This is a genomic window from Mangrovibacterium lignilyticum (genome assembly GCF_010882175.1).
Classification (GTDB): Bacteria; Bacteroidota; Bacteroidia; order Bacteroidales; family Prolixibacteraceae; genus Mangrovibacterium; species Mangrovibacterium lignilyticum.
The window spans coordinates 1,154,197-1,177,123 of sequence record NZ_WKLH01000001.1 but is presented as its reverse complement, the minus strand read 5'-3'; the positions used below and the strand labels follow the sequence as shown (position 1 = coordinate 1,177,123).

Genomic DNA, 22,927 nt, shown 5'->3' with positions numbered 1-22,927 from the left:
GTTCTCCTGCTATTTGTCAAAGTTTGTCGGATTCTAGCGCTAAATCCCGGTTTAAGATTTATGGATAAAAACCGAAGTCATACTTAACGAACCGGCCATGGTTTTATCGTTGAAAAGTGAAATTTCTTCCTTGGTATCTTTCAAGCCTAACACATATAGCAAAGGCAAATAGTGGTCGGGCGACGGAATTGCCAGCTTAAAAGCAGATCCTTGCTGTTCATATTGAATCAGTGCTTGATGATTTCCCGAGAGAATCCAATCATTCATTTTAGCCCGGGCTTCTTCTGCCCAGTCGAATCCATAGCCGATGTCATTCATGCGTTTCCAGTCGACCATGCGCAGGTTGTGCACCAGGTTTCCGCTGCCGATAATCAGCACGCCTTTGCGGCGAAGGGCAGCCAGTTCTTTGCCCAACTCATAGTGATATTCCGGCCCTTTGGTATAGTCAATGCTCATTTCAATCACAGGGATGTCAGCATGGGGATACAGGTGGCGAATCACACTCCACGCACCGTGGTCAAGTCCCCATTTGTCTGTCAGGCCAGCATCGGTACTCGTAATAAGTTGTTGCACCTCCTGCGCTAGTTCAGGACTTCCTGGCGCCGGGTACTGCACATCGAAAAGTGCCTGCGGAAAGCCGCCAAAGTCGTGTATTGTCTGCGGATGTTCCATCGCTGTCAGAAAGGTTCCGCGGGTTTCCCAGTGAGCTGAAATACACAATATCGCTTTGGGTTTTTCGAATTTCGTACTGATGTCGCGGAAACCCTGGGTGAACTCGTTTTCCTCGATGGCATTCATCGGGCTGCCGTGTCCCAAAAACAGCAGGGGCAACTGTTCCGTGCTGCTGAAGGACGATGTTAATTTATTTAATTCATTCAGTTTCATAGCTGTTCCTGTTAATGGCAGTAAAGAAAGAGTTGTCAGGAATTGTTTCCGTTTCATGCCATTTGGTTTATAATACTTGTTTAACGAACTGAACTTCGGCCTGAATTTTTACATCTTCACTGACCAATACGCCGCCTGTTTCGAGTGCGGCATTCCAGTTCAGGCCCCAGTCTTTCCGGTTGATTTTACCTTCTAACGAGAATCCGGCTTTTTCGTTACCCCAAGGGTCTTTGTTGATTCCACCGAACTCGACATCGAAAGTCACTTCTTTGGCGACACCTTTGATGGTCAAAATTCCGGTCAGTTTATATTCGTAGTCCTCCGTTTTTTTGAATGACTTGCTTTCGAAGGTCAATTCTTTGTAATTTTCAATGTCGAAAAAATCGGCGCTTTTCAGGTGATTGTCACGATCGTCGTTGTTCGTGAAAACTGAAGCCGCTTCAATGGTTGCGTTGACTTTCGCTGTTTCAAAATCATCTCCGTCAAGGGTTGCCGAGATATTTTTAAACTCACCTTTTACATTCGAAATCATCAAGTGTTTTACTTTGAAATTCACTTCGCTGTGAGTCGGGTCTAATGTCCAAATTGTTTTCATTTTCTTCGAATTTTAAATTGTTTCTACTTTGTTTTATTTTGATGATACAAAGTTGCAACATCCCCCGGCGCAAGGGGTATCACTTTTCGGAAAATGAGTTGTAATATCAGGAAATGAGCTGTTGCATCTCCTTGCGGAATTCGCTTGGAGTCATGCCGGACTTCCGTTTAAACACGCTGGTGAAGTATGATTTTTCATTGTATCCCAGCTCGAACCCGATCTCGGCAATAGTTTTGTCGGTGGTCATTAGCAGGTTTTTGGCTTCAATCAGTTTGCGGGTTTCAATCAACTCCGAAACACTTAGTTGCATGATGTTGTGGCAAATAATATTGAGGTTGCGACTGCTCATGAATAACTTCTCAGCATAAAACTCCACGCCTTCCGGACGGCGGAAATTTTCTTCGAGGGTAAGCAGGAAGGTCTTGAAGGTTGAACTCTGCGTTTTTACCAACTGCGATTGATCGGGCTCCAGTTTCTTGCGTTCGGCTTCCACCATTGTGAATAAGGCACTCAGCAAATGGCGGATGATCGAATAATCCGGATTCCGTTCCCGGGTTTCTTCCTGCATCAACTCGCAAATGGTCTCCATACGTTGAAAGCATCGGTTGGAAGGGAGCGGAATGTTGGCATTATTATGATAGTATGCGTACAGTTGGAAAGTCGTTTCCGGAATGAACTCACTCCGAAACCTGACGGCCCAAATATTACATCGACCATCCTTTAAATAAGGGATTACCCGGTGAACTTTACCTTTGGTTACGAAACTCACAAAAGGGGCATCCATTTTGGTCGATTCAAAATCGATGAAATGCTCCAGACGCCCTTCCACGCCAATTAATAACTCTTCGTAGTCGTGTGTGTGTGGTTCGTTCTCCGACGCCTGAATGCTTTCCACATCCTCGGAAGAAAGCTGAAATATTTTGAACGTTTCGATCATAGGCAAAAACTAGAACAACGATTAAGTAAAAAGTGCTTGCAAGGTGAAAGTTGCATAATTTCATTTAAACATTGGCAGCAGGCATGCTAAATTTGAATTATTATTTCACTTTGAAATCGCACTAAAAGATGAAGATATAAATATCTTTTATACTTTTCCGCTTTATTGGGATTGGAAGACTTATTCGATTCGATGTATTTCAGACAGTTGGCGTTTGGTTCCTGGTGTCATGAAAAAAGTAGCGTATTAGGTGAACTTATGTCCTGCTTTATTGTCGTAGTAAGAGATTTTTCAATCTTTTTCTGTTTAATCAGAGTATGGAGAAAATTAAACACAATGATCCTGCCGAAAAGGCAAGTAACGGTAACGAACCTGGCGCTGAATATCGCGAAGCAATTGCTGAATTTCACCGTCGTGTAGTAGCTGTCACTTCGCATGGGACCGTCAAAGCCGTGGCGAAACATCGGGAGAGGGGCAAGCTTTTGGCGCGCGAACGCATCGACTTGCTGGTTGACCCGCGTACGCCTTTTGTTGAGCTTTCGTCCTTTGCTGCTTACGGGCAGTATGATGACGCTTTCCCCTCAGCCGGAATTATTGCCGGAATCGGGCTTGTGCATGGTCGCGAGTGCATGATCGTGGCGAACGACGCCACGGTAAAAGGGGGAACCTACATTCGCGAGACCATTAAGAAACATATTCGGGCACAGGAAATTGCCATGCAAAATCAGCTGCCCTGCATTTACCTGGTTGACTCGGGAGGTATTTTCCTGCCCGAACAAGCGCAGGTTTTCCCCGATCGATTCGACTTTGGGCGGGTATTCTTTAATCAGGCCCGTTTATCGGCTGAAGGTATTCCGCAAATCGCTGTAGTTATGGGTTCGTGTACTGCCGGAGGTGCTTATGTTCCGGCCATGTGCGACGAAACCATTATTGTGCGCAACCAAGGGACAATCTTTATTGGTGGCCCGCCGCTGGTAAAAGCTGCCACAGGAGAAGAAGTCTCCGCCGAGGATCTGGGCGGAGGCGATGTGCACACCAAAATTTCGGGTGTAGCTGATCATTTAGCGGATGACGATGTACATGCCTTGCGCATTTGTCGTGATTTGGTTGAGGGGTTACCTCGTGTTTCGAAGCGGGAAATTGATATTGAAAAATCGGTTGAACCGGTTTATCCGGCAGAAGAACTGTACAATTTTCTGTCAACCGATTTGAAAAAGCCGATTAATGTGCGGGCTATTATTGAGCGACTGGTTGACGGGAGCCGTTTTCCGGAATTTAAAGCGGAGTACGGCAAAACGTTGGTGACCGGCTTTGCCCGAATTAAGGGTATTCCAATTGGGATTTTAGGAAACCAGAGTTTCCTGACAGCCGAAGCTGCGCGTAAAGGAGCCCATTTTATTCAACTGTGTAATCAACGACAAGTTCCGCTGTTGTTTTTGCAGAATATCAGTGGATTTATTGTCGGGAAAAAATACGAACACGAAGGCATTGCCCGCGATGGGGCGAAACTAATAAACGCTGTGGCCAATTCAACTGTTCCAAAGATTACTCTGGTCATGGGTGGCTCGTTTGGTGCCGGAAATTACGCGATGGCAGGTCGCGCTTACGATCCTGATTTTATGCTGATGTGGCCTCACTCACGCATTGCTGTGATGGGTGGAGAACAGGCTTCGGGCGTACTGCAAACTATTGGAGGAAGCGGTAAGGAAAACAGTCTGATTGAGCAATTTGATCAGGAAAGTACGGCTTATTACAGTTCGTCACGTTTGTGGGACGACGGGATTTTCGATCCGGTAGATACACGCGACCTGCTCGGATTCCTGTTTAAGGTGACCTTGAATCAGCCGGTTCGACAAGCCAATTATGGTGTGTTCCGCATGTAAATCAAAAATTGAAACAATGAAACAATTCAAACATATCCTTCTTCAGCTTGAAAATGACCGGGCAACTATTTTGTTGAACCGCCCAAGGCAACACAATGCATTGAATCCGGAGTTGATTTCGGAGTTACACGAGGTGCTGGATGAGTTGGAAGAAGACGAACAGATTCACTTTGTAGTGATTGCCGGTGAAGGGAGATCATTTTGTGCCGGTGCCGACATCAGTTGGTTTGCCAATGCTGTAAACCGCGACAAGTCGGAGAACTGGCAGGAATACCTGCATATGGCCGATTTGCTGAAAAAAATATACAACTTCCCGAAAGTGACCATTTGCGCGGCACATAAAAATGTGTTGGGAGGCGCGAACGGTATTTTGGCTGCCTGCGACTTTGCAATTGCAGAGGAGGCAACAGCTTTTGCATTTGGCGAGGTGAAGCTGGGTATTATTCCGGCTACGATTTTGCCTTTTGTGGCGAAACGATTGTCAACTCAAAACCTGAAAAAACTGATGTTCTCAGGTGAACGCATTTGGACTAGTGAAGCACATGCTATTGGCTTGGTGGATTTTGTAGCCGGTGATGATCAGCGGATGCAAGTGGTCGATAAGCTAATTTCGGAATTGAGGCAGGCTTCGCCAAATGCAGTGAAAGCATGCAAGCAGTTAATTTTGAAAGTTGATTCGGGCGAGGTGAATATCGACAGCAGTGAATATACAGCAGGGGTTTTGGCCGAAATATTGGAATCGGAAGAAGGGCAAGAAGGACTGCGGGCGTTTTTGGATAAAAGAAAGCCCGACTGGAATGCATTAAAAGTTAGCGAAAATTGAAACGTAAATTTCATAAAATACTCATTGCGAACCGGGGTGAAATAGCCGTTCGGATTATTCGTACGGCTCAAAAGATGGGCATTCGTACCGCGGCAGTTTATGCGTCGGACGATGCGGGATCGCTTCATGTAGCTTTAGCTGATGAGGCATTTTTACTGGATGGGAGCACCTTGTCTGAAACGTATTTGAATCAGCAAAAGTTGGTTCAATTCGCAAAGGAAGCCGGAGCTGACGCCATTCATCCCGGCTACGGATTTTTATCCGAAAATGCTGCTTTTGCAGCTTTGGTTGAGGCCAATTGTCTTGCTTTCATCGGAGCTACGCCGGAGCAGATCAGCTTGATGGGCGAGAAAACTCAGGCGATTGATTTTGTAAAGGAACTCGGTGTTCCGGTAATTCCCGGCGTTCGGGGAGCGGTGAGTGATATTATTCGAGACATCAGCGGTTTGGAATTTCCCTTGCTAGTCAAGGCCGCAGCCGGAGGTGGAGGCAAGGGCATGCAGATTGTGGAGGAAGCCTCCGGATTGCCACTGGCATTGCAACAAGCACAACGTCAGGCCCACGAGTACTTTGGTAATGGCGAGTTGTTCGTCGAAAAATATTTGGCACAAGCTCGCCATGTTGAAGTTCAGCTGATGGGCGACGGTAACGGAAATGCAGTGCACCTGTTTGAACGCGATTGCAGTCTACAACGGCGCTACCAAAAGGTGGTAGAAGAGGCACCTGCCCCAAATCTTACAGATGAAACGAAAGCCAATTTGCATCAATTCGCCTTACAAATAGCTAAGGCATCAAAATATCGTGGAGCCGGAACGATCGAGTTTTTGGTTGACGAGCGGGAGAACTGCTGGTTCCTGGAGATGAACACCCGGCTTCAGGTAGAGCATCCGGTAACGGAAGCTATCACAGGACTGGATTTGGTGGAATGGCAGATCGACATTGCTGCAGGAAATGGTTTGCCTTTGAAGCAGGATGAAATTCAGGCTTGCGGACATGCTATTGAGGTGCGTATTTGTGCGGAAGATCCGCAGCATCAGTTTGTGCCTTCATCGGGGACAATCTCTGCTGTTCAATTTCCGGATAACGTGCGTTGGGATAGTTTTGTCGGTGCGGGAAGTCAGCTTTCACCGGCCTACGATTCCATGTTGGGGAAGTTAGTTGTTCATGCGGCGTCTCGCAGGCAGGCCATCGCTGATATGAGTCAGGCCCTGTATTTGCATTTTTTGGGGGGAATTAAAACCAATCAGTCTTTCTTGAAAATACTGACGGCAGACGATGCTTTTCGAAGCATGAAGATTCACACGAAGTACATTGAACAAAAATTGCCTGACTTATTGCAAGAGTTGGAAGATACGCGGGGCGTGATTTCCCCGGCAGTTCCTGCCATCGCTTATATTTTGCATCATTTTTATGAAGAAACCACGGACGAAAATAAGTTTGGGTTTTGGCGTCTCAATCAGGCTTTTGAGTTGGATGTTGATGGCAAAATTTGTCAAATCAATGTTCGAAAGCATAAAAAAGACTACTTATTTTTCATCAAAAATGAACCGCTTGCCGTTAATCGTGTTTTTTACAATAATAATTGCGTTTCATTCAACCTAAACGGAAAAAAACAGGATGTCTTTTGGATTGAAAAGGAGAATTTAACTGAAATCCAGTATCAAACCTTCCGTTTTGAATTGAAGAGTAAACAGGTGCCTGGTCAGGTGAGTTTAAACAGGCAATCGTCGAAATTGAACGGCGAGTTACAGTCGCGCATTGTTGCCGATTTGTTCGGTAAAGTAATTGACGTGTTTGTAGCTGCGGGCGACAAGTTGATTAAAGGACAGAATTTGTTGGTTATTGAATCAATGAAAACTGAATTTACGATACAAAGCCCGGTTGATGCGGTTGTGAAAACCATTCATGTGACAAAAGGCAAAATCGTTCAGGATAAAGAAATATTAGTTGATTTGGAATCCCAGTAAAATGGTGGTTTCAAGTCTTTCATATTGCCCGGTGGCAAACAACTAAAGTAGAGAATAGGTCAGTGACCTTAAACGAAAAACCATTTATGAACGCTTTACTCAAGAAAGTACACCACGAGGTGAGAGCCAAAGTAAGGGCTTTTGCTGAAGAAAAAATCAAGCCTGTAATTGGCGAATTTGAGGCTTTGGAGATCTTTCCGATGGAGTTGATCAAGTCGATGCGTAGTCTGAATATTTTCGGGATGCATGCTCCCGTTGAATATGGTGGACAAGGCAGTGATTATCTTTCATTCATTATTGCTGTGGAAGAGTTGGCTCGTGTTGACAGTTCGGTGGCTGCTACGGTAGCTGCACATAATTCACTCGGTATTGGGCCGATAATGGCCTTTGGGACGGAAGCTCAAAAGCAAAAATATTTACCAGCCTTGTGCACAGCTGAAAACCTTTGGGCTTTTGGGTTGACCGAAGAAAATGCCGGTTCGGATGCACAGGGTGTTGAAACGACCGCAACGGCAACAAAAGAAGGCTGGTTGGTGAATGGGCATAAAAAGTACATCACCAATGCTGCTTCGGACATGGTAGCCGGAATTAGTTTTGTTGCCCAAACAGGTATGCGGCCTGATGGGAAGAAGGAATTTACCACTTTCATGGTTTCGAAAGGAACGCCGGGCTACACCCGTGAGTTTATGAAACAAAAGTTTTTGTGGCGGGCCGCCGATAATGGAATGGTTTATTTCAAAGATGTTGAAATTCCAGCTGAAGACCAGCTTGGAGAGCGCGGACAGGGCATTAAAATCATGCTGAAAACCATTGACTCCGGTCGTTTGTCGATTGCAGCAATGGGGCTTGGGTTAGCACAGGGGGCTTACGAAATGGCAGTGTCGTTTTCGAAGAAACGAAAGCAGTTTGGTCATGCGATCTCCGGATTTCAGTCCATCGCCTTTAAACTGGCCGACATGGCGACTAAGATCGAAGCTGCGCGAAACTTGCTTTACCATGCTTGTTGGTTAAAAGACAATGGTGAACCTTTTGGAACACAGTCAGCGATGGCAAAATTGTATTGCTCGCAGGTTGCCAGTGATGTAGCCAGCGAAGCGATGCAGATTTTTGGTGGCGCCGGTTTCTTCCGTAACGATGAATACCCGATTGAACGATTCTTCCGCGACCAGCGTTTATTATCGATCGGAGAGGGAACGTCGGAAGTGTTGCGTATGGTGATTTCGCGCGATGTGCTGAAAGACAAGTAAGAAAGAGATGGAGATATGGCGGGTGGAGCACCTGCTCCGGCGTACAAAGTTCTCGCAAAAATATTTTTGAACTGAATAGGAAGGAATAGGCAAATGCATTGTTTACATTTGCCTGTTACCTTTTATAGATACTCATGGAAAAAGACCGAAAACTCGAGCACATTCAGATGGCCTTTGATTCGCAAACCAGTTATCCGGAGCAGGATCGTCGATTCGTTTACGAACCTTTGCTGTCTGCTCATCCGGAGAAAGATCCACAACCATTTTCATTTTTAGGCAAGCAGATGCGGGCCCCCTTGTGGGTGTCGAGCATGACTGGCGGAACGGGTGTGGCCAAAGACATCAACCGAAATCTGGCACGCGCCTGCCGTGAATTTGGTTTGGGAATGGGCTTGGGCTCGTGCCGAAAAATTCTGTTCGATAAAACCTATTGGGCCGATTTTGATGTGCGCGATGAAATCGGTTCTGAACAACCATTCTGGGCAAATCTCGGTGTGGCACAAGTCGAGCAGTTGTTAGCTAAAAAGCAGGAACAAGCGATCATCGATTTGGTTGGAAATCTGCGTGCCGATGGTTTGATTGTGCATGTCAATCCGCTACAAGAGTGGTTCCAGCCTGAAGGAGATCACATTTCACAAGCTCCACTGGAGACTATTCAGCAATTGATGACGCGTATTAATGTTCCGCTGATTGTGAAAGAAGTCGGGCAAGGCATGGGGCGCGAAAGTCTGAAGCAGTTGTTGAAAATGCCTTTGGCAGCGATTGAGTTTGCAGCTTATGGTGGTACTAATTTTTCAAAGCTTGAGATGATGCGGGAAGATGAGGCGTTGAAACAGCTGCATCAGCCGTTTGCTTTCGTCGGACAAAATGCTTCACAAATGCTACGGGATGTGAACAGTTTAGTGGAAGAGCAAGATATGGCTTGTCCCGCTTTAATTATTTCGGGCGGAGTGAAGACCTATTTGGATGGCTATTACCTGGTGTCAAAAAGTAAACTTCCGGCTGTTTTTGGCATGGCTTCGTCGGTGTTGAAACATGCAACAGGTGATTATAAAGACTTGAAGATTTATATCGAAAATTTGTTGAAAGCCTACCGAATGGCAGAGGCATATTTGCGTATAAACCCGAATTATGAAGGAAAATAGACCGATATCCGGATTCTCAAAATTCAGCAAAACGCAAAAAACGGACTGGCTGATTCAACAGTTGGGGTTAGACGCTTCATCGGCTGATTTTCTGGCTGATTTTGAATCGAAGAATGTGGCTGCGCAAAAAATCATTGAAGACCTAAGCGAGAATCACCTTTCCAATTTCCATTTTCCTTTCACAGTGGCGCCTAATTTCCTGGTGAATGGGCAGTATCGTGTATTCCCGTTTGTCACTGAAGAGAGTTCGGTGGTAGCCGCTTTAGGAAAAGCAGCCGGATTTTGGGCGAAACGGGGAGGCTTTCATGTTGAGAATTTGGGAACAGAAAAGAAAGGACAGCTTCATTTTTCATGGAAAGGAAATCCGGATAAATTGAAGCTTCACTTTAACGAACTTGAAACGCAATTGCGTGTTGATGCGGCTCCGATTACTCAGAAGATGGAGAAACGCGGGGGCGGTATCCTATCAATTGAATTAAAATATTTACCCGGGATTTTACCGGATTACTATCAGCTTGATGTGGCCTTTGAGACAAGAGATGCGATGGGGGCCAATTTCATTAATTCCTGTTTGGAGCAGTTTGGTAAAAGTCTCAATCATTGGCTCTCAAGTCAAGCTGATTGGGATGCTGAGGAACGTGAGGCGGAAATCATTATGGCCATTCTTTCGAACTATGTGCCCGCTAGTAAGGTGCGTGTTTGGGTCGAATGTCCGGTGGAGAAGCTTTCTGAAAACGATGATCCGGAAGCGGCCTGCCGTTTGGCGGAAAAGTTTGTTCGTGCGGTCCATATTTCGAGAAATGACGTATCACGGGCGGTGACTCATAACAAAGGAATTTTCAATGGTGTGGATGCACTGGCTTTGGCTACGGGAAACGATTTTCGTGCCATTGAAGCAGGAGGACATGCCTTTGCTGCCCGTAACGGTAAATATGCCGGTTTGAGTGAAGCCAAAAATGAGAACGGGATCTTCACTTTTTCAATGGAGCTTTCGCTGGCAGTGGGTGTGGTTGGCGGCGTTACTGCTTTGCATCCGATGGCACGTTTGGCGATGCAGATTCTTGAAAATCCATCGGCAACGGAACTGATGCAATACCTGGCAGTAGCTGGTCTGGCATCGAACTGGTCGGCTGTACGTGCGTTGGTGACAACTGGCATCCAGCAAGGGCATATGAAGATGCATTTGAGCAATATTTTAAATACATTGAATGCGACCGATGAACAAAAAGCGGCCGCACGCCTTTATTTTGAAAAACGGGAAGTGAGTTTTTCCGATGTTGAGCAATATCTGAAACATGATACAGGACGTTAAAACAGTCAAAGAGACTTATCAGGCACACGGCAAGTTGTTATTGACCGCGGAGTATTTTGTGCTGCGCGGAGCAAAATCTATTGCCTTGCCGTTGCAATACGGACAGCGCATGGAAGTTGCTGCCGGGAAAGAGGACGGAATTTTGAGCTGGAAAGCTTTTATGCAGGAAGGACTTTGGTTCTCCTGCGATTTGAAACTTCCCGATTTTGAGATTGTCAATAGTTCGGATGCTGAGAAAGCGGTGATTTTACGCGACACTTTTCGCACCATTCAACAAATGAACCCGGCTTTTGAGCCGCAGCGCCCTCTTGATGTGCACACTTACATCGATTTTAACAACCAATGGGGATTGGGCAGCAGTAGTACGTTGATCGCGAATCTGGCATCATGGGCGAAAGTTGATCCGTTCAAATTGAACGAACTTGTTTTCCACGGAAGTGGTTTTGATATCGCTTGCGCGACAGCCAAAGGACCTATTTTTTATACGAAGAATGAAGTTCCCAAACCTGTAAATTTGGACTATTCGTTTTTGGATCAGTTGTATTTTATTTATTCAGGAGCCAAAAAAAGTACCCGGAATGAGGTGAGACGGTTTCTGAGTGAAGGAGCGGTAAGCTTGCAGCAGGTTGAGCAAATGAATCAGCTTTCAGACGCTTTTGCGGGAGCCACCAAGTTGGACGATTTCCAGAAACTGATTGTCGAGCATGAGGCCATGGTCTCCGCGTTGCTCGACTGTCCAACCGTAAAATCGCAGTACTTCTCCGATTTTAATGGCGAAGTCAAGTCGCTTGGCGCATGGGGTGGTGATTTTTATCTGATTGCAACACCGATGGATGATCGTGACGTATTGAATTATTTTAAACAAAAAGGATTGCGCGTTGTATTTCCTTGGCGGGAGCTGGTGTTGAATGCAACGAAATAGGCGTTTCTGATTTCTGTGCCAAACAGTTCCGATACAAAGAGATATGAAATAATAGGTCTCTGACCTCAAAACAAGGATAATTCTACATGACAACTTATACTTCAACCTGGCTTTGTCCATCCAATATCGCATTGGTGAAATATTGGGGCAAAAAGCCGGAACAATTGCCTATGAATCCTTCGTTGAGCTTTAGTCTGAAGCTTGCCCGAACAAGGACAACGGTTAGCCTGCAAGCTGCAAAAAGCATGAAGCTGGAATTTCTTTTTGAGGGGAAGGAATCTCCTTTTGCCACTCGGATTGAAAAATACCTGGATAAGTTGTCAATTGAACGTCCCTGGATCAATGATTATGCTTTTCAAATAGCGAGTGAAAATACGTTTCCTCATTCTACCGGAATTGCTTCTTCTGCTTCGGCGTTTGGTGCCTTGGCACTTTGTCTGGAGGATTTAAGCCGGCAGATAACGGGAGTTGAAAATGATGATGATAAGTTTTTTCAGGCAGCCTCTCGACTAGCCAGAATGGGAAGTGGGAGTGCATCCCGATCGGTGTACGGCGGTTTCGCCTGGTGGGGAAAATCAAATGCTTTGCCGGGGTCTACCGATTGTTATGCTGTTCCGGTTTCAAAACAGATTCACAAAAGCTATTTTTCGCTTTGTGATGCCGTGTTGCTGGTTGATTCGAAAAAGAAAAAGGTTTCCAGTTCTGCAGGTCACGAGTTGATGAATAATCATCCGTACCAGGCCGCTCGTCTAAAACAAGTGAACAGTACCATTGAACAGCTCATGCGGTTCATGAAGGAGGATGGTAATCGCATGGCCTTTATTGATCTGGTGGAGCAGGAAGCGCTGAGCCTACATGCTCTGATGATGAGTTCAACTCCGTCCTTTTTACTGTTGAAGCCCGGAAGTGTGGCAATTATTGAACTGATTCGCGAATTCCGCCAGCAGACGGGTTTGCCGGTCGGATTTACAATTGATGCAGGACCGAATATTCATCTTTTGTATTGGAGAGAAGATCAGGAAGCGGTGCATGCTTTTATTAAGGGCGAATTGTTGTATCATACCGAAAACGGGGAGTGGCTGGATGACCAGGTTGGTGATGGCCCGTTGAAAGCTTAGCGTATGAAGAAGTATCCCGCGAAATTATTGCTGTTTGGCGAATACGGTTTGATGTTTGGAGCAAAGGCTCTGGCTGTTCCCTTCCCGAAATTCAAAGGTTACTTTGCGAAGATGGATATCGTTGCTCCGAACGAGTGCCAACAGAACAGTGCGACGGAATTGGATCGTTTTGCCAGTTGGTTTGAAGATAAAAAGCTTGCTTCGCAGATGAATTTTCCGCTTGACGTAGAGAAGCTAAAAAGTGATTTAGAAAGCGGATTGTACTTTGAATCCGACATCCCTTTGCAATATGGAGTCGGAAGTTCGGGAGCACTTTGTGCTGGCTTATACGATCGCTATGGCAGCTTTTTGAACCAAAATGACTTCAAGCTGGAGAATCCTGGAGAAATCATAAGCCGGTTACGGGAAGATTTCATCGTGCTTGAATCCTATTTTCATGGGCGAAGTTCGGGGCTTGATCCTTTGGTTTCGTTTCTGAACAGGCCGGTTTTAGTGGAGAATGGTAAGATCTGGTTACCCGATTTAAAATTGGAGGATCAGCCGTGGAAAGTTTACCTGATTGATACCGGAATTACGAGTCCGACCTCACCGTTAGTCAAGATTTTTTTGGAGAAGATGGAAACAGCTGATTTTTCGGATTTGTTTCAAAAACGCTATTTGCCGGCCAACGACGCAACGGTTGAGGCTTTTCAGAATAATGAAAAAGAGTCCTTTTTTCATCAGCTTGGAAAATTCCATGAGTTTCAATTGAAACATTTTCAGGAAATGATCCCGGATTCATGCTTGGGATTCATAAGTGAATTGAAGATGAAAGGAATTCTGGTGAAATTGCTCGGATCGGGAGGAGGAGGTTTTTTATTGGCGTTTGCACCAACGGACGTCGTATTTCCGCAGACAAAGAAGAGTTTCCGGATTTTCTGAAATTTCTCTCTTCAAACCCGGAAACAGTTTATCGCAGTTCTTAAGTGTTCGCTTTTTGATTTCTGTTGTTGCGCGATGGCTGATTATTGTTTCGACGCTTTTGGTTCGGTTTCCTTCTATTCTTATTGACCGGTTTTTTCGGCTTCATCAGATCCATATCCACAGTACCAACGCTCATTTCATTTACCGGCTTTTCTTCTACTCCAAGGTAGCGATCCAAGGATGGTTTTTTACCGCGTTTGTTCAGCTGAATGATGGCTTTTACATCTTTCAGTTCGAGCATAATTGGTTTGTTGGAATAGGCCCCTTCAATGATATACCAAACTCTTTTGCTTAGAATTTCAGTTTTGAAATGTTTGGCTAATCCTTTTTCAGTTTCCAGGTTCAATAACTCGTAAGGGAAATCTTCCTGAGCTTCCAGGTAGCTATCCAACTCATACATCAAGCAGCACTTCAACTTGCCACATTGTCCGGCCATTTTCTCTGCATTCGGAGAAAGACCTTGCTTTAGAGCGGCGTCGGAAGTTACGCTTGAAAAATCGGTTCGCCAGCTTGAGCAACACAGTTCCCGGCCGCAAGAGCCTATTCCTCCCACTAAGCCGGCTTCCTGACGGGCGCCGATTTGCTTCATCTCAACTTTAATCTGAAACTCTCGCGCATACCGGCGAATTAGCTCCCGGAAATCAACACGTCCATCAGCGATGTAGTAGAAAATCGCTTTGGAACCATCGCCACGAAATTCGACATCGCCGATTTTCATATCCAGGTGCAACTCCGTTGCGATTTGTCGGGAGCGAACCATTACGGCGTACTCGCGTTTTTTCGCCTGTTCCCACTTTTGTTTGTCGGTTTCAGTTGCTTTGCGGTAAACTTTGTTCCAGGTATAACGTTCAGGGCGTTTGATTTTCCGTTCAAATTGTTTCTTTGCCAGTGTCCCGGTGAGGGTCACATAACCGACATCGTGACCGGGGTTGCTTGCAACAACAATCATATCGCCCACCTTGAGCGAAAGCATATCTTCATTTTTATAAAAGTCTTTATGCGTTCCTTTGAATCGGACCTCCACGATCTTACTCAGGTGACTCGTATCCGGGAGGTCTTTCAACCAATCATGCGTTGTCAGCATTTGCGGGCGATCACTGTCCATCTTCATGGTACATCCATTACATCCCATAATTATTCATTTAAATTCAAATTCAGACAAAAATATCTAAAATTAGAACTTTAGCTATATTAATCAAGTCTAAATAAGGGAAATTTCAAAAATAGTTGTAACTTGATTTGGCGTTCGTGTCAATAATATGAAATTGAATTTATGGATTTGGTTGGAGTGATTTCACATGTAAACTACTGGGCTGTAATCGTTGCAGCGCTAAGTACATTTGTTATCGGAGGCCTGTGGTATTCACCTTTCCTTTTCGGCGAAAAATGGATGTCTCTTAACGGTTTTACGGAAGAGTCTATGAAAGATAGGGCATTACCAATGCCTGTCATTTTCGGAAGTTCTTTCATTGCTTCCTTTTTGGCGGCCTTTTCGATGGCCATGTTTTTAGGTTCAGCAGGCGATCTAATGTTCGGTGTATTTGCCGGCTTCATGATTGCTGTTTTCTGGATCTCAACATCGCGCCTGAACACTGTCCTGTTTGAGCAGCAGAAATTTTCCCTTTTCCTTATTCATGCAGGATATGATTTGGTCTCTTATATCGTAATGGGAGCAATTGTTGGCGCATGGCGCTAATTGGGTTTACTGTTCATATAATTTGAAAGCTGCCTTTCCCTGGCAGCTTTTTTTGCGGTATTTTTTTTTGATTAAAGTGATTCGAGCGGATAAGCAGGTAAAAATTTCCTGTTCTATTTCTCATTACAGTTGCTTTTTACTTCTTTTGAAAGAAAAAATTGTGAAACGAATACTCCTCTTTGTCCTTCTCGTAGGAATGAGCTTTTCGGCCAGAAGTCAAACAATCAGTTTAAGTAATCAGGCGGAAATAAGCATCATGTCTTGTGGCCCCAGCGACCTAGTTCACGCGATCTACGGGCATACGGCTATTCGGGTTCATGATCCGGTAAAGCAATGGGATGTTGTTTTCAATTATGGTGTTTTCAGCTTTCGTGAGCCTAATTTTGTCTATCGATTTGCCAAGGGGAATGCCAATTATTTGCTGGCTCCGGAGCGTTTCAATCAATTTTACCAGGAATATATACAAAACGGAAGGAGTATTAGGGAGCAGGTTCTTAACCTGACACAGAACGAAAAACAAAGCATTCTGAATTTCCTGATTGATAATGCGAAGCCTGAAAACAGAGAGTATCGCTACAATTTTTTTATGGATAACTGTGCCACCCGGGTACGCGATGTGGTGGAAAATACGGTTGACGGTGATGTTAAATTTCCAATGGAAGGAGAGGGCAAAACGTTTCGGCAGCATGCTGCTGAATATCAGAAAATATTGCCCTGGACGAATTTTGGAATTCAGCTGGTTTTAGGAAGCCCTTCTGATGAAGTCGCTTCGGCTTACCAGGAAATGTTTTTGCCGGATTATTTGTTTCAGCATTTCGCCGATGCAACCATTGTGCGGAATGGCAAACAAGTTCCCTTGGTAAAGGCGACAAATGATCTCTATGATGCAGAAAGTGTCCATGCCTCCTGGTTGACCATTCATTCACCGGAATTGATTCTTCTGGGCCTTCTGATTTTAATATTCTGGACGACCATCAGGCAACTGAAAAGTGGTCGGATTCGTTACGGAATTGATTATGTTCTTTTACTTGTGCATGGCACTATTGGGCTAATTCTGGCTTGGTTTTTTCTGTATTCGGAACATCCGGCGATGCATGCCAATTACAACCAACTTTGGGCGGTGTGCCTCAATTTGCCATTCTTGTTTTTATGGCTCGTCAAAAAGTGGCGTCCTGTGTTGCGTTGGTATTGGGTCGCTTTGTCAGCCTGGTTGTTGCTCTTTTTTCCGCTCAGTATTTTTCTGCCACAAGAGATTGTTCCTGGTTTTTACCTGTTAATTGCGATGCTCTTAGTTCGGTCGCTGTTTCACAGCCGTTTTTTGCTGGATAGAAAGTAATCGATTGCCTATCACTAGGATTACTGGCTTCGTGGTAACTTGTTAATAAGTTTCGTGGAACAAGCCCGCCTGCCCTTTTAAACTTGCAGGTAGTTCCTTTATCTTTGTTGGCTAAGCATACAAAAACGATTGAATTTGTCGAAGCAAAAAAAATATGTGGAAACACCCTTGATGAAGCAATATTATGACATCAAGGACAAACATCCGGATGCGGTTCTGCTTTTTCGGGTGGGCGACTTTTATGAGACTTTTGGTGAGGATGCAGTGAAAGCTGCCGAGATTCTTGGGATTACGTTGACCCGCCGGGCCAATGGTTCTGCCAGTTATGTCGAACTCGCGGGTTTCCCGCACCATGCCTTGGATACCTATTTGCCGAAATTAGTTCGTGCGGGACAGCGGGTTGCTATTTGCGAGCAGCTGGAAGATCCCAAGATGACCAAAAAGATTGTCAAGCGCGGAATTACCGAGCTGGTAACCCCAGGTGTTTCCATCAACGACAATATTCTCGAACATCGTGAAAACAACTTCCTTGCTTCGGTTCATTTTGATAAAAAAATGGCAGGAGTCGCTTTCCTTGATATTTCAACCGGGGAGTTTTTAACTGCAGAAGGTGGCTTCGAATACATCGACAAGTTGCTCAATTCATTTAAACCCAAAGAGGTTTTGTACCAAAAGGGGAGAGGGAATGAGTTCTCGGAACATTTTGGCGGCAAGTATTACACCTATACGATGGACGAATGGGTGTACAACGAGGATGCTGCCAATGACCGTTTGCTACGTCATTTCGAAACCAAATCGTTGAAAGGGTTTGGTGTTCATGATCTTAATTACGGAATCATTGCTTCAGGGGTGATTTTGCATTACCTCGACTTAACACAGCATAACCAGGTTCAGCACATCACAGCGCTTTCACGCATCGAAGAAGACAAGTACGTGTGGCTCGACCGCTTCACTATTCGTAATCTTGAATTGTTCGGGGTCATTAATGATGGTGCGAAAACTCTGGCTCAGGTGTTGGATAAAACCATCTCGCCGATGGGAGCACGGATGCTGAAGCGTTGGATTGCATTACCGTTGAAAGAAATTAATGCGATAAATGAGCGGCTTTCGGTAGTGGAGTATTTTGCGAATTCAGAGAATGAGAAAGAAGAACTCGAAATGCATTTGCGTCACATCGGCGATCTGGAACGAATCATTTCGAAAGTAGCAGTTGGGCGAATCAACCCGCGCGAAGTTATTCAGCTGAAAAACGCGCTGAACGCCATTGAGCCGATCAAGCATTATGCGGAAAAAGTTGATCACCCTGTCTTGAACCGCTTTGCCGAACAATTGAATCCTTGCACGTCCATACGCGATCGGATTGAGAAAGAAGTAGTCAATGACCCACCTATGTTGCTGCATAAAGGGAATGTGATTAAAAGTGGTATTTCGGAGGAGCTCGACGAGCTGCGTAAAATTCAATATTCGGGGAAAGACTATTTGAACCAGATGCAGGAGCGGGAATCTGCCCGGACCGGAATTTCTTCGCTGAAGATCGCATTCAATAACGTCTTTGGTTATTACATCGAAGTTCGAAATACACATAAAGATAAGGTTCCGCAGGAATGGATTCGGAAGCAAACTCTGGTGAGTGCTGAACGCTATATCACTGAGGAACTTAAAGAGTACGAGAGTAAAATTTTAGGTGCGGAAGAGAAGATCCTGGCACTGGAAGCCAGGTTGTTCAATGATTTAGTGCAGGCCTTGTCCGAATATATCCAAGCCATCCAGTTGAATGCGGTGGTCATCGCCCGGATGGATTGTTTGCTGTCGTTTGCGAGTAGTGCGCAAGCGAACAACTACAGGAAGCCCGAGTTAAACGATACGAAGGTGATTGAGATTAAAGGCGGTCGCCACCCGGTAATTGAACAGCAGTTGCCAATTGGTGAAGAATACATCAGTAATGATCTGCTGCTCGATCAGGATGAGCAACAGGTGATCATTATAACGGGCCCCAATATGGCCGGTAAATCGGCTTTATTGCGACAAACAGCTCTGATTGTACTGATGGCCCAAATGGGGTCTTATGTTCCGGCAGATTCAGCCAGTATCGGTTATGTCGATAAGATTTTCACACGGGTTGGTGCATCCGACAACATTTCTTTGGGTGAATCAACCTTTATGGTGGAGATGAATGAAGCAGCCAGTATCTTGAATAACCTCTCCGATCGGAGCCTTATTTTGCTGGACGAATTGGGGCGTGGAACGTCGACCTACGATGGTATTTCCATTGCCTGGTCCATTGTTGAATATATTCACGAGCAGATGCAGTCGAAAGCGAAAACCTTATTTGCGACCCACTACCACGAACTGAATGAGATGGAAAAATCATTCTCGCGAGTGAAGAACTACAATGTTAGCGTGAAAGAAGTTGGCAATAAAGTGATTTTTCTTCGTAAACTGGTTCGCGGAGGTAGTAACCACAGTTTTGGTATTCATGTCGCTCGCATGGCCGGTATGCCGCCGTCGGTAGTGAAAAGGGCCGATGAAATTCTGGTTCAACTGGAAGGTGATAACCGAAAAGACAGCTTGGCGAAGCCGCTGGAAGGCATGGCCGAGAAGCGTGAAGGCTTCCAGTTAAGCTTTTTTCAGATGGATGATCCGGTGCTGAAAGCGATTCGGGAAGAGATTTCAGCCCTTGATATCAATAATCTGACCCCGATTGAAGCCTTGAATAAGCTGAATGAAATTAAGAAACTATCTGGCTTAAAATAGCTTTCGGGACGTCTCGAAAAATAGATTTTAAAATGTGAGATTTATTTTTGGATAAAAAAAAATTAGCAATATATTTGCATCGCTGTTTCCGAAAGGCATAGCAGAGTTCTAAAAAGTATATTTGCGAGAGTAGCTCAGTTGGTAGAGCACGACCTTGCCAAGGTCGGGGTCGCGGGTTCGAATCCCGTCTCTCGCTCCATCCAGGATGCCCGGATGGTGGAATGGTAGACACGTTGGACTTAAAATCCAATGATCATTATGATCGTGCGGGTTCAAGTCCCGCTCCGGGTACTTTTTATACTTTTTGATTTTTGCGAGAGTAGCTCAGTTGGTAGAGCACGACCTTGCCAAGGTCGGGGTCGCGGGTTCGAATCCCGTCTCTCGCTCCAAAGTCAAAACACTTCAGTTTTCTGAGGTGCTTTTTTGTTTTTGTAGCTATTCCGATCACATCTGCTGTGTAATAATAACTACCGAATCTCAGTGAAGCAGCTTTGATCTACTCCCGGGACGGCCAACTCTCTGACTCCAATCAACCTTTATCGATAGGTACGAACAGCGATTGCGGGGAACAGTTGCGCCGCTTTTCAATCCATAAGATTCTTTAACACTCCTTGGCAGGCGTTAACGGAAGTCTGCGGTATCTTTGTATGGTACAAGACGCAAAGTAATAAGTAGTTTTTTTTCATAGAGATAGGATTTGGTTAGGAGAAAAGGATGGTAGCGACCATCTTTTTTTTGTTGTTGGCACTCGGCAACCTGTATTATTAAGGATTAACACGATTCTGTTCTTCTTCAGAACCGGTAGTTCGATGGCTTGTTTTTACAGCACCATTTCCGAAGTTCTGGGTGAAGGTCAGACGGAAGACACGGGGCTCAAAGTCTAGGCGCCACCGGTTGTAAATATTTAACTCCGGCAAGCTGGCGACACTCCGGTAAATATTGGTTTTGAAAATATCGCTGATGTTGAGATTAAACCTGCTGTTCTCGTTTTTCAGTTTCCATTGCAGACCTGCATCCACGCGGCCGAAAGCCATGCTCTCGTAAATTCCCCAAATTGATTTTGAGTTATAGAAACAGGATATCTCTGCAGACAGGCGTTTTGACAAGGAGAAGCTTTGGTTACTTGTAATCCGGTAGTTATCCTGATCGATTTTATACTCCGTTCCATCGTATTCCGTGTCGACTTTCTGCTTGGTCCAAATCAGGTTGTTCTGCATTTTCCACCACGATGTAATAGTGATCGGAATGGCTAAGGTGGCCGACATTGTCTGACTCTTGTCGATATTCCGGGAAAAGAAATATTGTTTTTCGCCGTCTTCACTGTTTTTTGGAGCAAACCGGGAAATGGCATCTTTGGTATCGGTATAAGCCACCGAAAGCATCGCCGATTTAAATTGGTACTCGATTTTATAAATGTTGCTGAATGCAGGCAGCAAATTCACATTTCCTGAAATAAAGCTCTGGGGAGTATTCATGATTAAAAAAGGCGCCAGTTGGTTGAAACTTGGACGATTGATCCGGCGACTGTACGACGCCTGCAGTGTATTTTTATCATCGAGCTTCTGCGACAGGAAAAGGGTGGGGAAGAATTCGCCGTAGTGTAAATCGACAATTCCTTTTTCAGTTTCCGAGTCCAAAACCGAGTTCATGTATTCGTAGCGCAAGCCCCCGACAAAACTGGTGTTCTTTGCAATTTTATAACTAACAGAAGTATATAGGGCCATGATGTTCTCATCCATGCTGTATTTGTTGGTCAGTTCCGGATCGTAAGTCCATCCCCCAGATTCCAGGTAGCGAACAGCAACATCATTCTCAAATAAGGTGTAGGTAATTTTCGTTCCGGCTTCAATTTTGAAATCCGTATTAACCTGGTTGGAGTAGTCCAATGATCCTACGAGAATATCAATGGGCGTCGTCTTTTCAATTTCAATTATTTCCGACGTTGTTTGTCCCATGTTATCGGTAACCTGCGAGTCATAGTTTGAAGGGTTATCGTTGTAATAGTTCAGGTAATCGAAATTGATATCCAATGTTTCTTCTTCTTTAAAATGATGCTGCAGGTTGATGTTGCCCATGGCATGGTACCATTTATTGGTTTCCTGATTATCCATTACCGAAGTTTTGGTTGTCGTTCCGCTTGTCATATACAGAATGTCATTAACCGCATCCATGTCCCAGCCACTGACGTATCCGTTTGTCAATACGCTGAGGGTTGTTTTACTGCTGATGGTATAATCAAAACCCATCCGGATATTCTGAAACAGCCGAATGGCATCCCTGTAGCTGCTGGCTTCTGTCTCGTTGACTTGATCATCCTGCAGGTATCTTCTGTAGGAGTCGATTTGGTGAAACAAGTTGTTGTAATTGACATTATAGGTTCCGTAAAAGTTGACTTTATCCATGTGATGATTCAGGTTGAGGCTGGCGTTCATTTTTTCCCGTTTGGCAACACCTGCGCCCAGTGAGAAAGAGCCGTTGGTGCCAAAATCTTCATGCTTCTTCAGTACGATGTTTATAATCCCGGCATTTCCTTCCGCTTCGTATTTGGCGGGGGGCGTGGTGATCAGCTCAATCTTTTTGACATTCTCGGCATTCATGCCATCCAGCATTTGCATAGCGGCTTCTATCGGCATGCGGGTTTGCTTGCCGTTCAGAATAATCATCACCCCGCTTTTCCCGGCCAGCGAGATGCTGTTGTTTTGCCGGTCGACGATGACGCCGGGCGATTTTTCCAACACTTCAAGGGCCGTATTCCCACTCGATGTAATACTGTTTTCAACGTTCACCACCATCCGGTCGATCTGCAGTTCGTAAATCGGCTTTTTGGCGACAACATTTACGTCCTCAATTTGCTTTGAGTTGGAACGCATGTACATGGGGTTTCGATGGATGTGTTCATTGGAGCTTTTAATCATAAAAGGCTTGGAATAAGCCGGTTCATATCCAATCAGGCTAACACCGATGAGGTAGCTTCCCGGGGTAAAGTTGCTAATGTTGTAGGTTCCTTCTTCGGTGGCCATTACTCCGACAGCAACTGTTGAGTCGGCTTGATTTAGAAGCAGAACATTGGCAAAAGGAACCGGGAGTTCAGTCGTGTCGCGCACCGATCCCTGGATTTGTGCCTGGGCCAGTGTTGAAGACAGTAATAAAGTCATTGTAAAAAGGAGGTTGGAGGGTTGAAAGTTCTTTTCAATCATAGCAAAGGGATTAGGTAAACATCCAAAAAGAGACATTTATGTCTTAATTACTACGACTTAATCCTGAAATAGTTAGTAGGTGTAATTGAAATATTTACGGAGATGGAATAAACGGGATGGATGATGGGTGATGGGTAAAAAAAAGAT

The 22,927-nt window shown here is 45.0% G+C and carries 17 protein-coding genes and 3 tRNA genes; 15 read left to right on the top strand and 5 right to left on the bottom strand.

The window, feature by feature from the left end:
• Positions 1–51: 51 nt before the first annotated feature.
• From ygiD to GJV22_RS04815, 3 genes are all read right to left on the bottom strand, one after another.
• Entirely contained in the window at positions 52–942 is an 891-nt protein-coding gene (gene ygiD / locus GJV22_RS04825) for a 4,5-DOPA-extradiol-dioxygenase (protein WP_205461750.1), read from the bottom strand.
• A gap of 10 nt (positions 943–952) precedes the next feature.
• Positions 953–1,480 carry a YceI family protein gene (locus GJV22_RS04820; protein WP_163709450.1) on the bottom strand — a complete coding sequence of 176 codons (528 nt, stop codon included), beginning with the start codon at positions 1,478–1,480 and terminating at the stop codon, positions 953–955.
• A 106-nt stretch (positions 1,481–1,586) separates the two neighbouring features.
• Positions 1,587–2,417, bottom strand: a complete 831-nt coding sequence (locus tag GJV22_RS04815) for a helix-turn-helix domain-containing protein (protein ID WP_163709448.1) — start codon at positions 2,415–2,417, stop codon at positions 1,587–1,589.
• Positions 2,418–2,734: 317 nt separating this feature from the next.
• Here GJV22_RS04815 and GJV22_RS04810 point away from each other — a divergent pair, with 317 nt between their 5' ends.
• From GJV22_RS04810 to GJV22_RS04770, 9 genes are all read left to right on the top strand, one after another.
• A complete protein-coding gene (locus GJV22_RS04810; protein ID WP_163709445.1) occupies positions 2,735–4,300 on the top strand; it encodes a carboxyl transferase domain-containing protein in 1,566 nt (521 codons plus the stop codon).
• Between the two features lie 16 nt (positions 4,301–4,316).
• Positions 4,317–5,123 carry an enoyl-CoA hydratase-related protein gene (locus tag GJV22_RS04805; protein WP_163709442.1) on the top strand — a complete coding sequence of 269 codons (807 nt, stop codon included), beginning with the start codon at positions 4,317–4,319 and terminating at the stop codon, positions 5,121–5,123.
• On the top strand, positions 5,120–7,090 hold the full coding sequence (locus GJV22_RS04800; RefSeq protein ID WP_163709440.1) for an acetyl/propionyl/methylcrotonyl-CoA carboxylase subunit alpha: 1,971 nt from the start codon (positions 5,120–5,122) through the stop codon (positions 7,088–7,090). Before GJV22_RS04805 ends, GJV22_RS04800 begins: the two co-directional genes overlap by 4 nt.
• An 86-nt stretch (positions 7,091–7,176) precedes the next feature.
• Positions 7,177–8,337 carry an acyl-CoA dehydrogenase family protein gene (locus tag GJV22_RS04795; protein ID WP_163709437.1) on the top strand — a complete coding sequence of 387 codons (1,161 nt, stop codon included), beginning with the start codon at positions 7,177–7,179 and terminating at the stop codon, positions 8,335–8,337.
• Between the two features lie 134 nt (positions 8,338–8,471).
• Entirely contained in the window at positions 8,472–9,482 is a 1,011-nt protein-coding gene (locus tag GJV22_RS04790; RefSeq protein ID WP_163709435.1) for a beta/alpha barrel domain-containing protein, read from the top strand.
• Entirely contained in the window at positions 9,469–10,794 is a 1,326-nt protein-coding gene (locus GJV22_RS04785; RefSeq protein WP_163709431.1) for a hydroxymethylglutaryl-CoA reductase, read from the top strand. Before GJV22_RS04790 ends, GJV22_RS04785 begins: the two co-directional genes overlap by 14 nt.
• Complete coding sequence (locus tag GJV22_RS04780; RefSeq protein ID WP_163709428.1) at positions 10,778–11,716, top strand: GYDIA family GHMP kinase; 939 nt, start codon at positions 10,778–10,780, stop codon at positions 11,714–11,716. Before GJV22_RS04785 ends, GJV22_RS04780 begins: the two co-directional genes overlap by 17 nt.
• Positions 11,717–11,802: 86 nt before the next feature.
• A complete protein-coding gene (mvaD, locus tag GJV22_RS04775) occupies positions 11,803–12,834 on the top strand; it encodes a diphosphomevalonate decarboxylase (protein ID WP_163709425.1) in 1,032 nt (343 codons plus the stop codon).
• Between the two features lie 3 nt (positions 12,835–12,837).
• Positions 12,838–13,755, top strand: coding sequence for a mevalonate kinase family protein (locus tag GJV22_RS04770; RefSeq protein WP_163709421.1), 918 nt, complete (start codon positions 12,838–12,840; stop codon positions 13,753–13,755).
• Positions 13,756–13,795: 40 nt separating this feature from the next.
• On the opposite strand, the gene GJV22_RS04765 is transcribed toward GJV22_RS04770, so the two are convergent.
• Complete coding sequence (locus tag GJV22_RS04765; protein WP_163709418.1) at positions 13,796–14,929, bottom strand: PSP1 domain-containing protein; 1,134 nt, start codon at positions 14,927–14,929, stop codon at positions 13,796–13,798.
• 141 nt (positions 14,930–15,070) lie between these two features.
• Between GJV22_RS04765 and GJV22_RS04760 the strand changes: the two genes are divergently transcribed.
• The 6 genes from GJV22_RS04760 to GJV22_RS04735 all read left to right on the top strand — a co-directional run bounded on the left by GJV22_RS04760 (position 15,071) and on the right by GJV22_RS04735 (position 19,972).
• On the top strand, positions 15,071–15,493 hold the full coding sequence (locus GJV22_RS04760; protein WP_163709415.1) for a DUF1761 domain-containing protein: 423 nt from the start codon (positions 15,071–15,073) through the stop codon (positions 15,491–15,493).
• Between the two features lie 160 nt (positions 15,494–15,653).
• Complete coding sequence (locus GJV22_RS04755) at positions 15,654–16,829, top strand: lipoprotein N-acyltransferase Lnb domain-containing protein (RefSeq protein ID WP_163709411.1); 1,176 nt, start codon at positions 15,654–15,656, stop codon at positions 16,827–16,829.
• A 171-nt stretch (positions 16,830–17,000) separates the two neighbouring features.
• Positions 17,001–19,583, top strand: a complete 2,583-nt coding sequence (mutS, locus tag GJV22_RS04750; protein ID WP_163709408.1) for a DNA mismatch repair protein MutS — start codon at positions 17,001–17,003, stop codon at positions 19,581–19,583.
• Between the two features lie 123 nt (positions 19,584–19,706).
• Positions 19,707–19,782: transfer RNA gene (locus GJV22_RS04745), tRNA-Gly, on the top strand.
• Positions 19,783–19,790: 8 nt separating this feature from the next.
• Positions 19,791–19,874: transfer RNA gene (locus GJV22_RS04740), tRNA-Leu, on the top strand.
• 22 nt (positions 19,875–19,896) lie between these two features.
• Positions 19,897–19,972: transfer RNA gene (locus GJV22_RS04735), tRNA-Gly, on the top strand.
• A gap of 375 nt (positions 19,973–20,347) precedes the next feature.
• On the opposite strand, the gene GJV22_RS04730 is transcribed toward GJV22_RS04735, so the two are convergent.
• Positions 20,348–22,738 carry an outer membrane beta-barrel family protein gene (locus tag GJV22_RS04730; RefSeq protein ID WP_163709404.1) on the bottom strand — a complete coding sequence of 797 codons (2,391 nt, stop codon included), beginning with the start codon at positions 22,736–22,738 and terminating at the stop codon, positions 20,348–20,350.
• Positions 22,739–22,927 lie beyond the last annotated feature (189 nt).

Coding starts and splice junctions, on each gene's coding strand:
- ygiD (WP_205461750.1), bottom strand. CDS start 942: ATGAAACGGAAACAATTCCTGACAACTCTTTCTTTACTGCCATTAACA.
- GJV22_RS04820 (WP_163709450.1), bottom strand. CDS start 1,480: ATGAAAACAATTTGGACATTAGACCCGACTCACAGCGAAGTGAATTTC.
- GJV22_RS04815 (WP_163709448.1), bottom strand. CDS start 2,417: ATGATCGAAACGTTCAAAATATTTCAGCTTTCTTCCGAGGATGTGGAA.
- GJV22_RS04810 (WP_163709445.1), top strand. CDS start 2,735: ATGGAGAAAATTAAACACAATGATCCTGCCGAAAAGGCAAGTAACGGT.
- GJV22_RS04805 (WP_163709442.1), top strand. CDS start 4,317: ATGAAACAATTCAAACATATCCTTCTTCAGCTTGAAAATGACCGGGCA.
- GJV22_RS04795 (WP_163709437.1), top strand. CDS start 7,177: ATGAACGCTTTACTCAAGAAAGTACACCACGAGGTGAGAGCCAAAGTA.
- GJV22_RS04790 (WP_163709435.1), top strand. CDS start 8,472: ATGGAAAAAGACCGAAAACTCGAGCACATTCAGATGGCCTTTGATTCG.
- GJV22_RS04785 (WP_163709431.1), top strand. CDS start 9,469: ATGAAGGAAAATAGACCGATATCCGGATTCTCAAAATTCAGCAAAACG.
- GJV22_RS04780 (WP_163709428.1), top strand. CDS start 10,778: ATGATACAGGACGTTAAAACAGTCAAAGAGACTTATCAGGCACACGGC.
- mvaD (WP_163709425.1), top strand. CDS start 11,803: ATGACAACTTATACTTCAACCTGGCTTTGTCCATCCAATATCGCATTG.
- GJV22_RS04770 (WP_163709421.1), top strand. CDS start 12,838: ATGAAGAAGTATCCCGCGAAATTATTGCTGTTTGGCGAATACGGTTTG.
- GJV22_RS04765 (WP_163709418.1), bottom strand. CDS start 14,929: ATGGGATGTAATGGATGTACCATGAAGATGGACAGTGATCGCCCGCAA.
- GJV22_RS04760 (WP_163709415.1), top strand. CDS start 15,071: ATGGATTTGGTTGGAGTGATTTCACATGTAAACTACTGGGCTGTAATC.
- mutS (WP_163709408.1), top strand. CDS start 17,001: ATGAAGCAATATTATGACATCAAGGACAAACATCCGGATGCGGTTCTG.
- GJV22_RS04730 (WP_163709404.1), bottom strand. CDS start 22,738: ATGACTTTATTACTGTCTTCAACACTGGCCCAGGCACAAATCCAGGGA.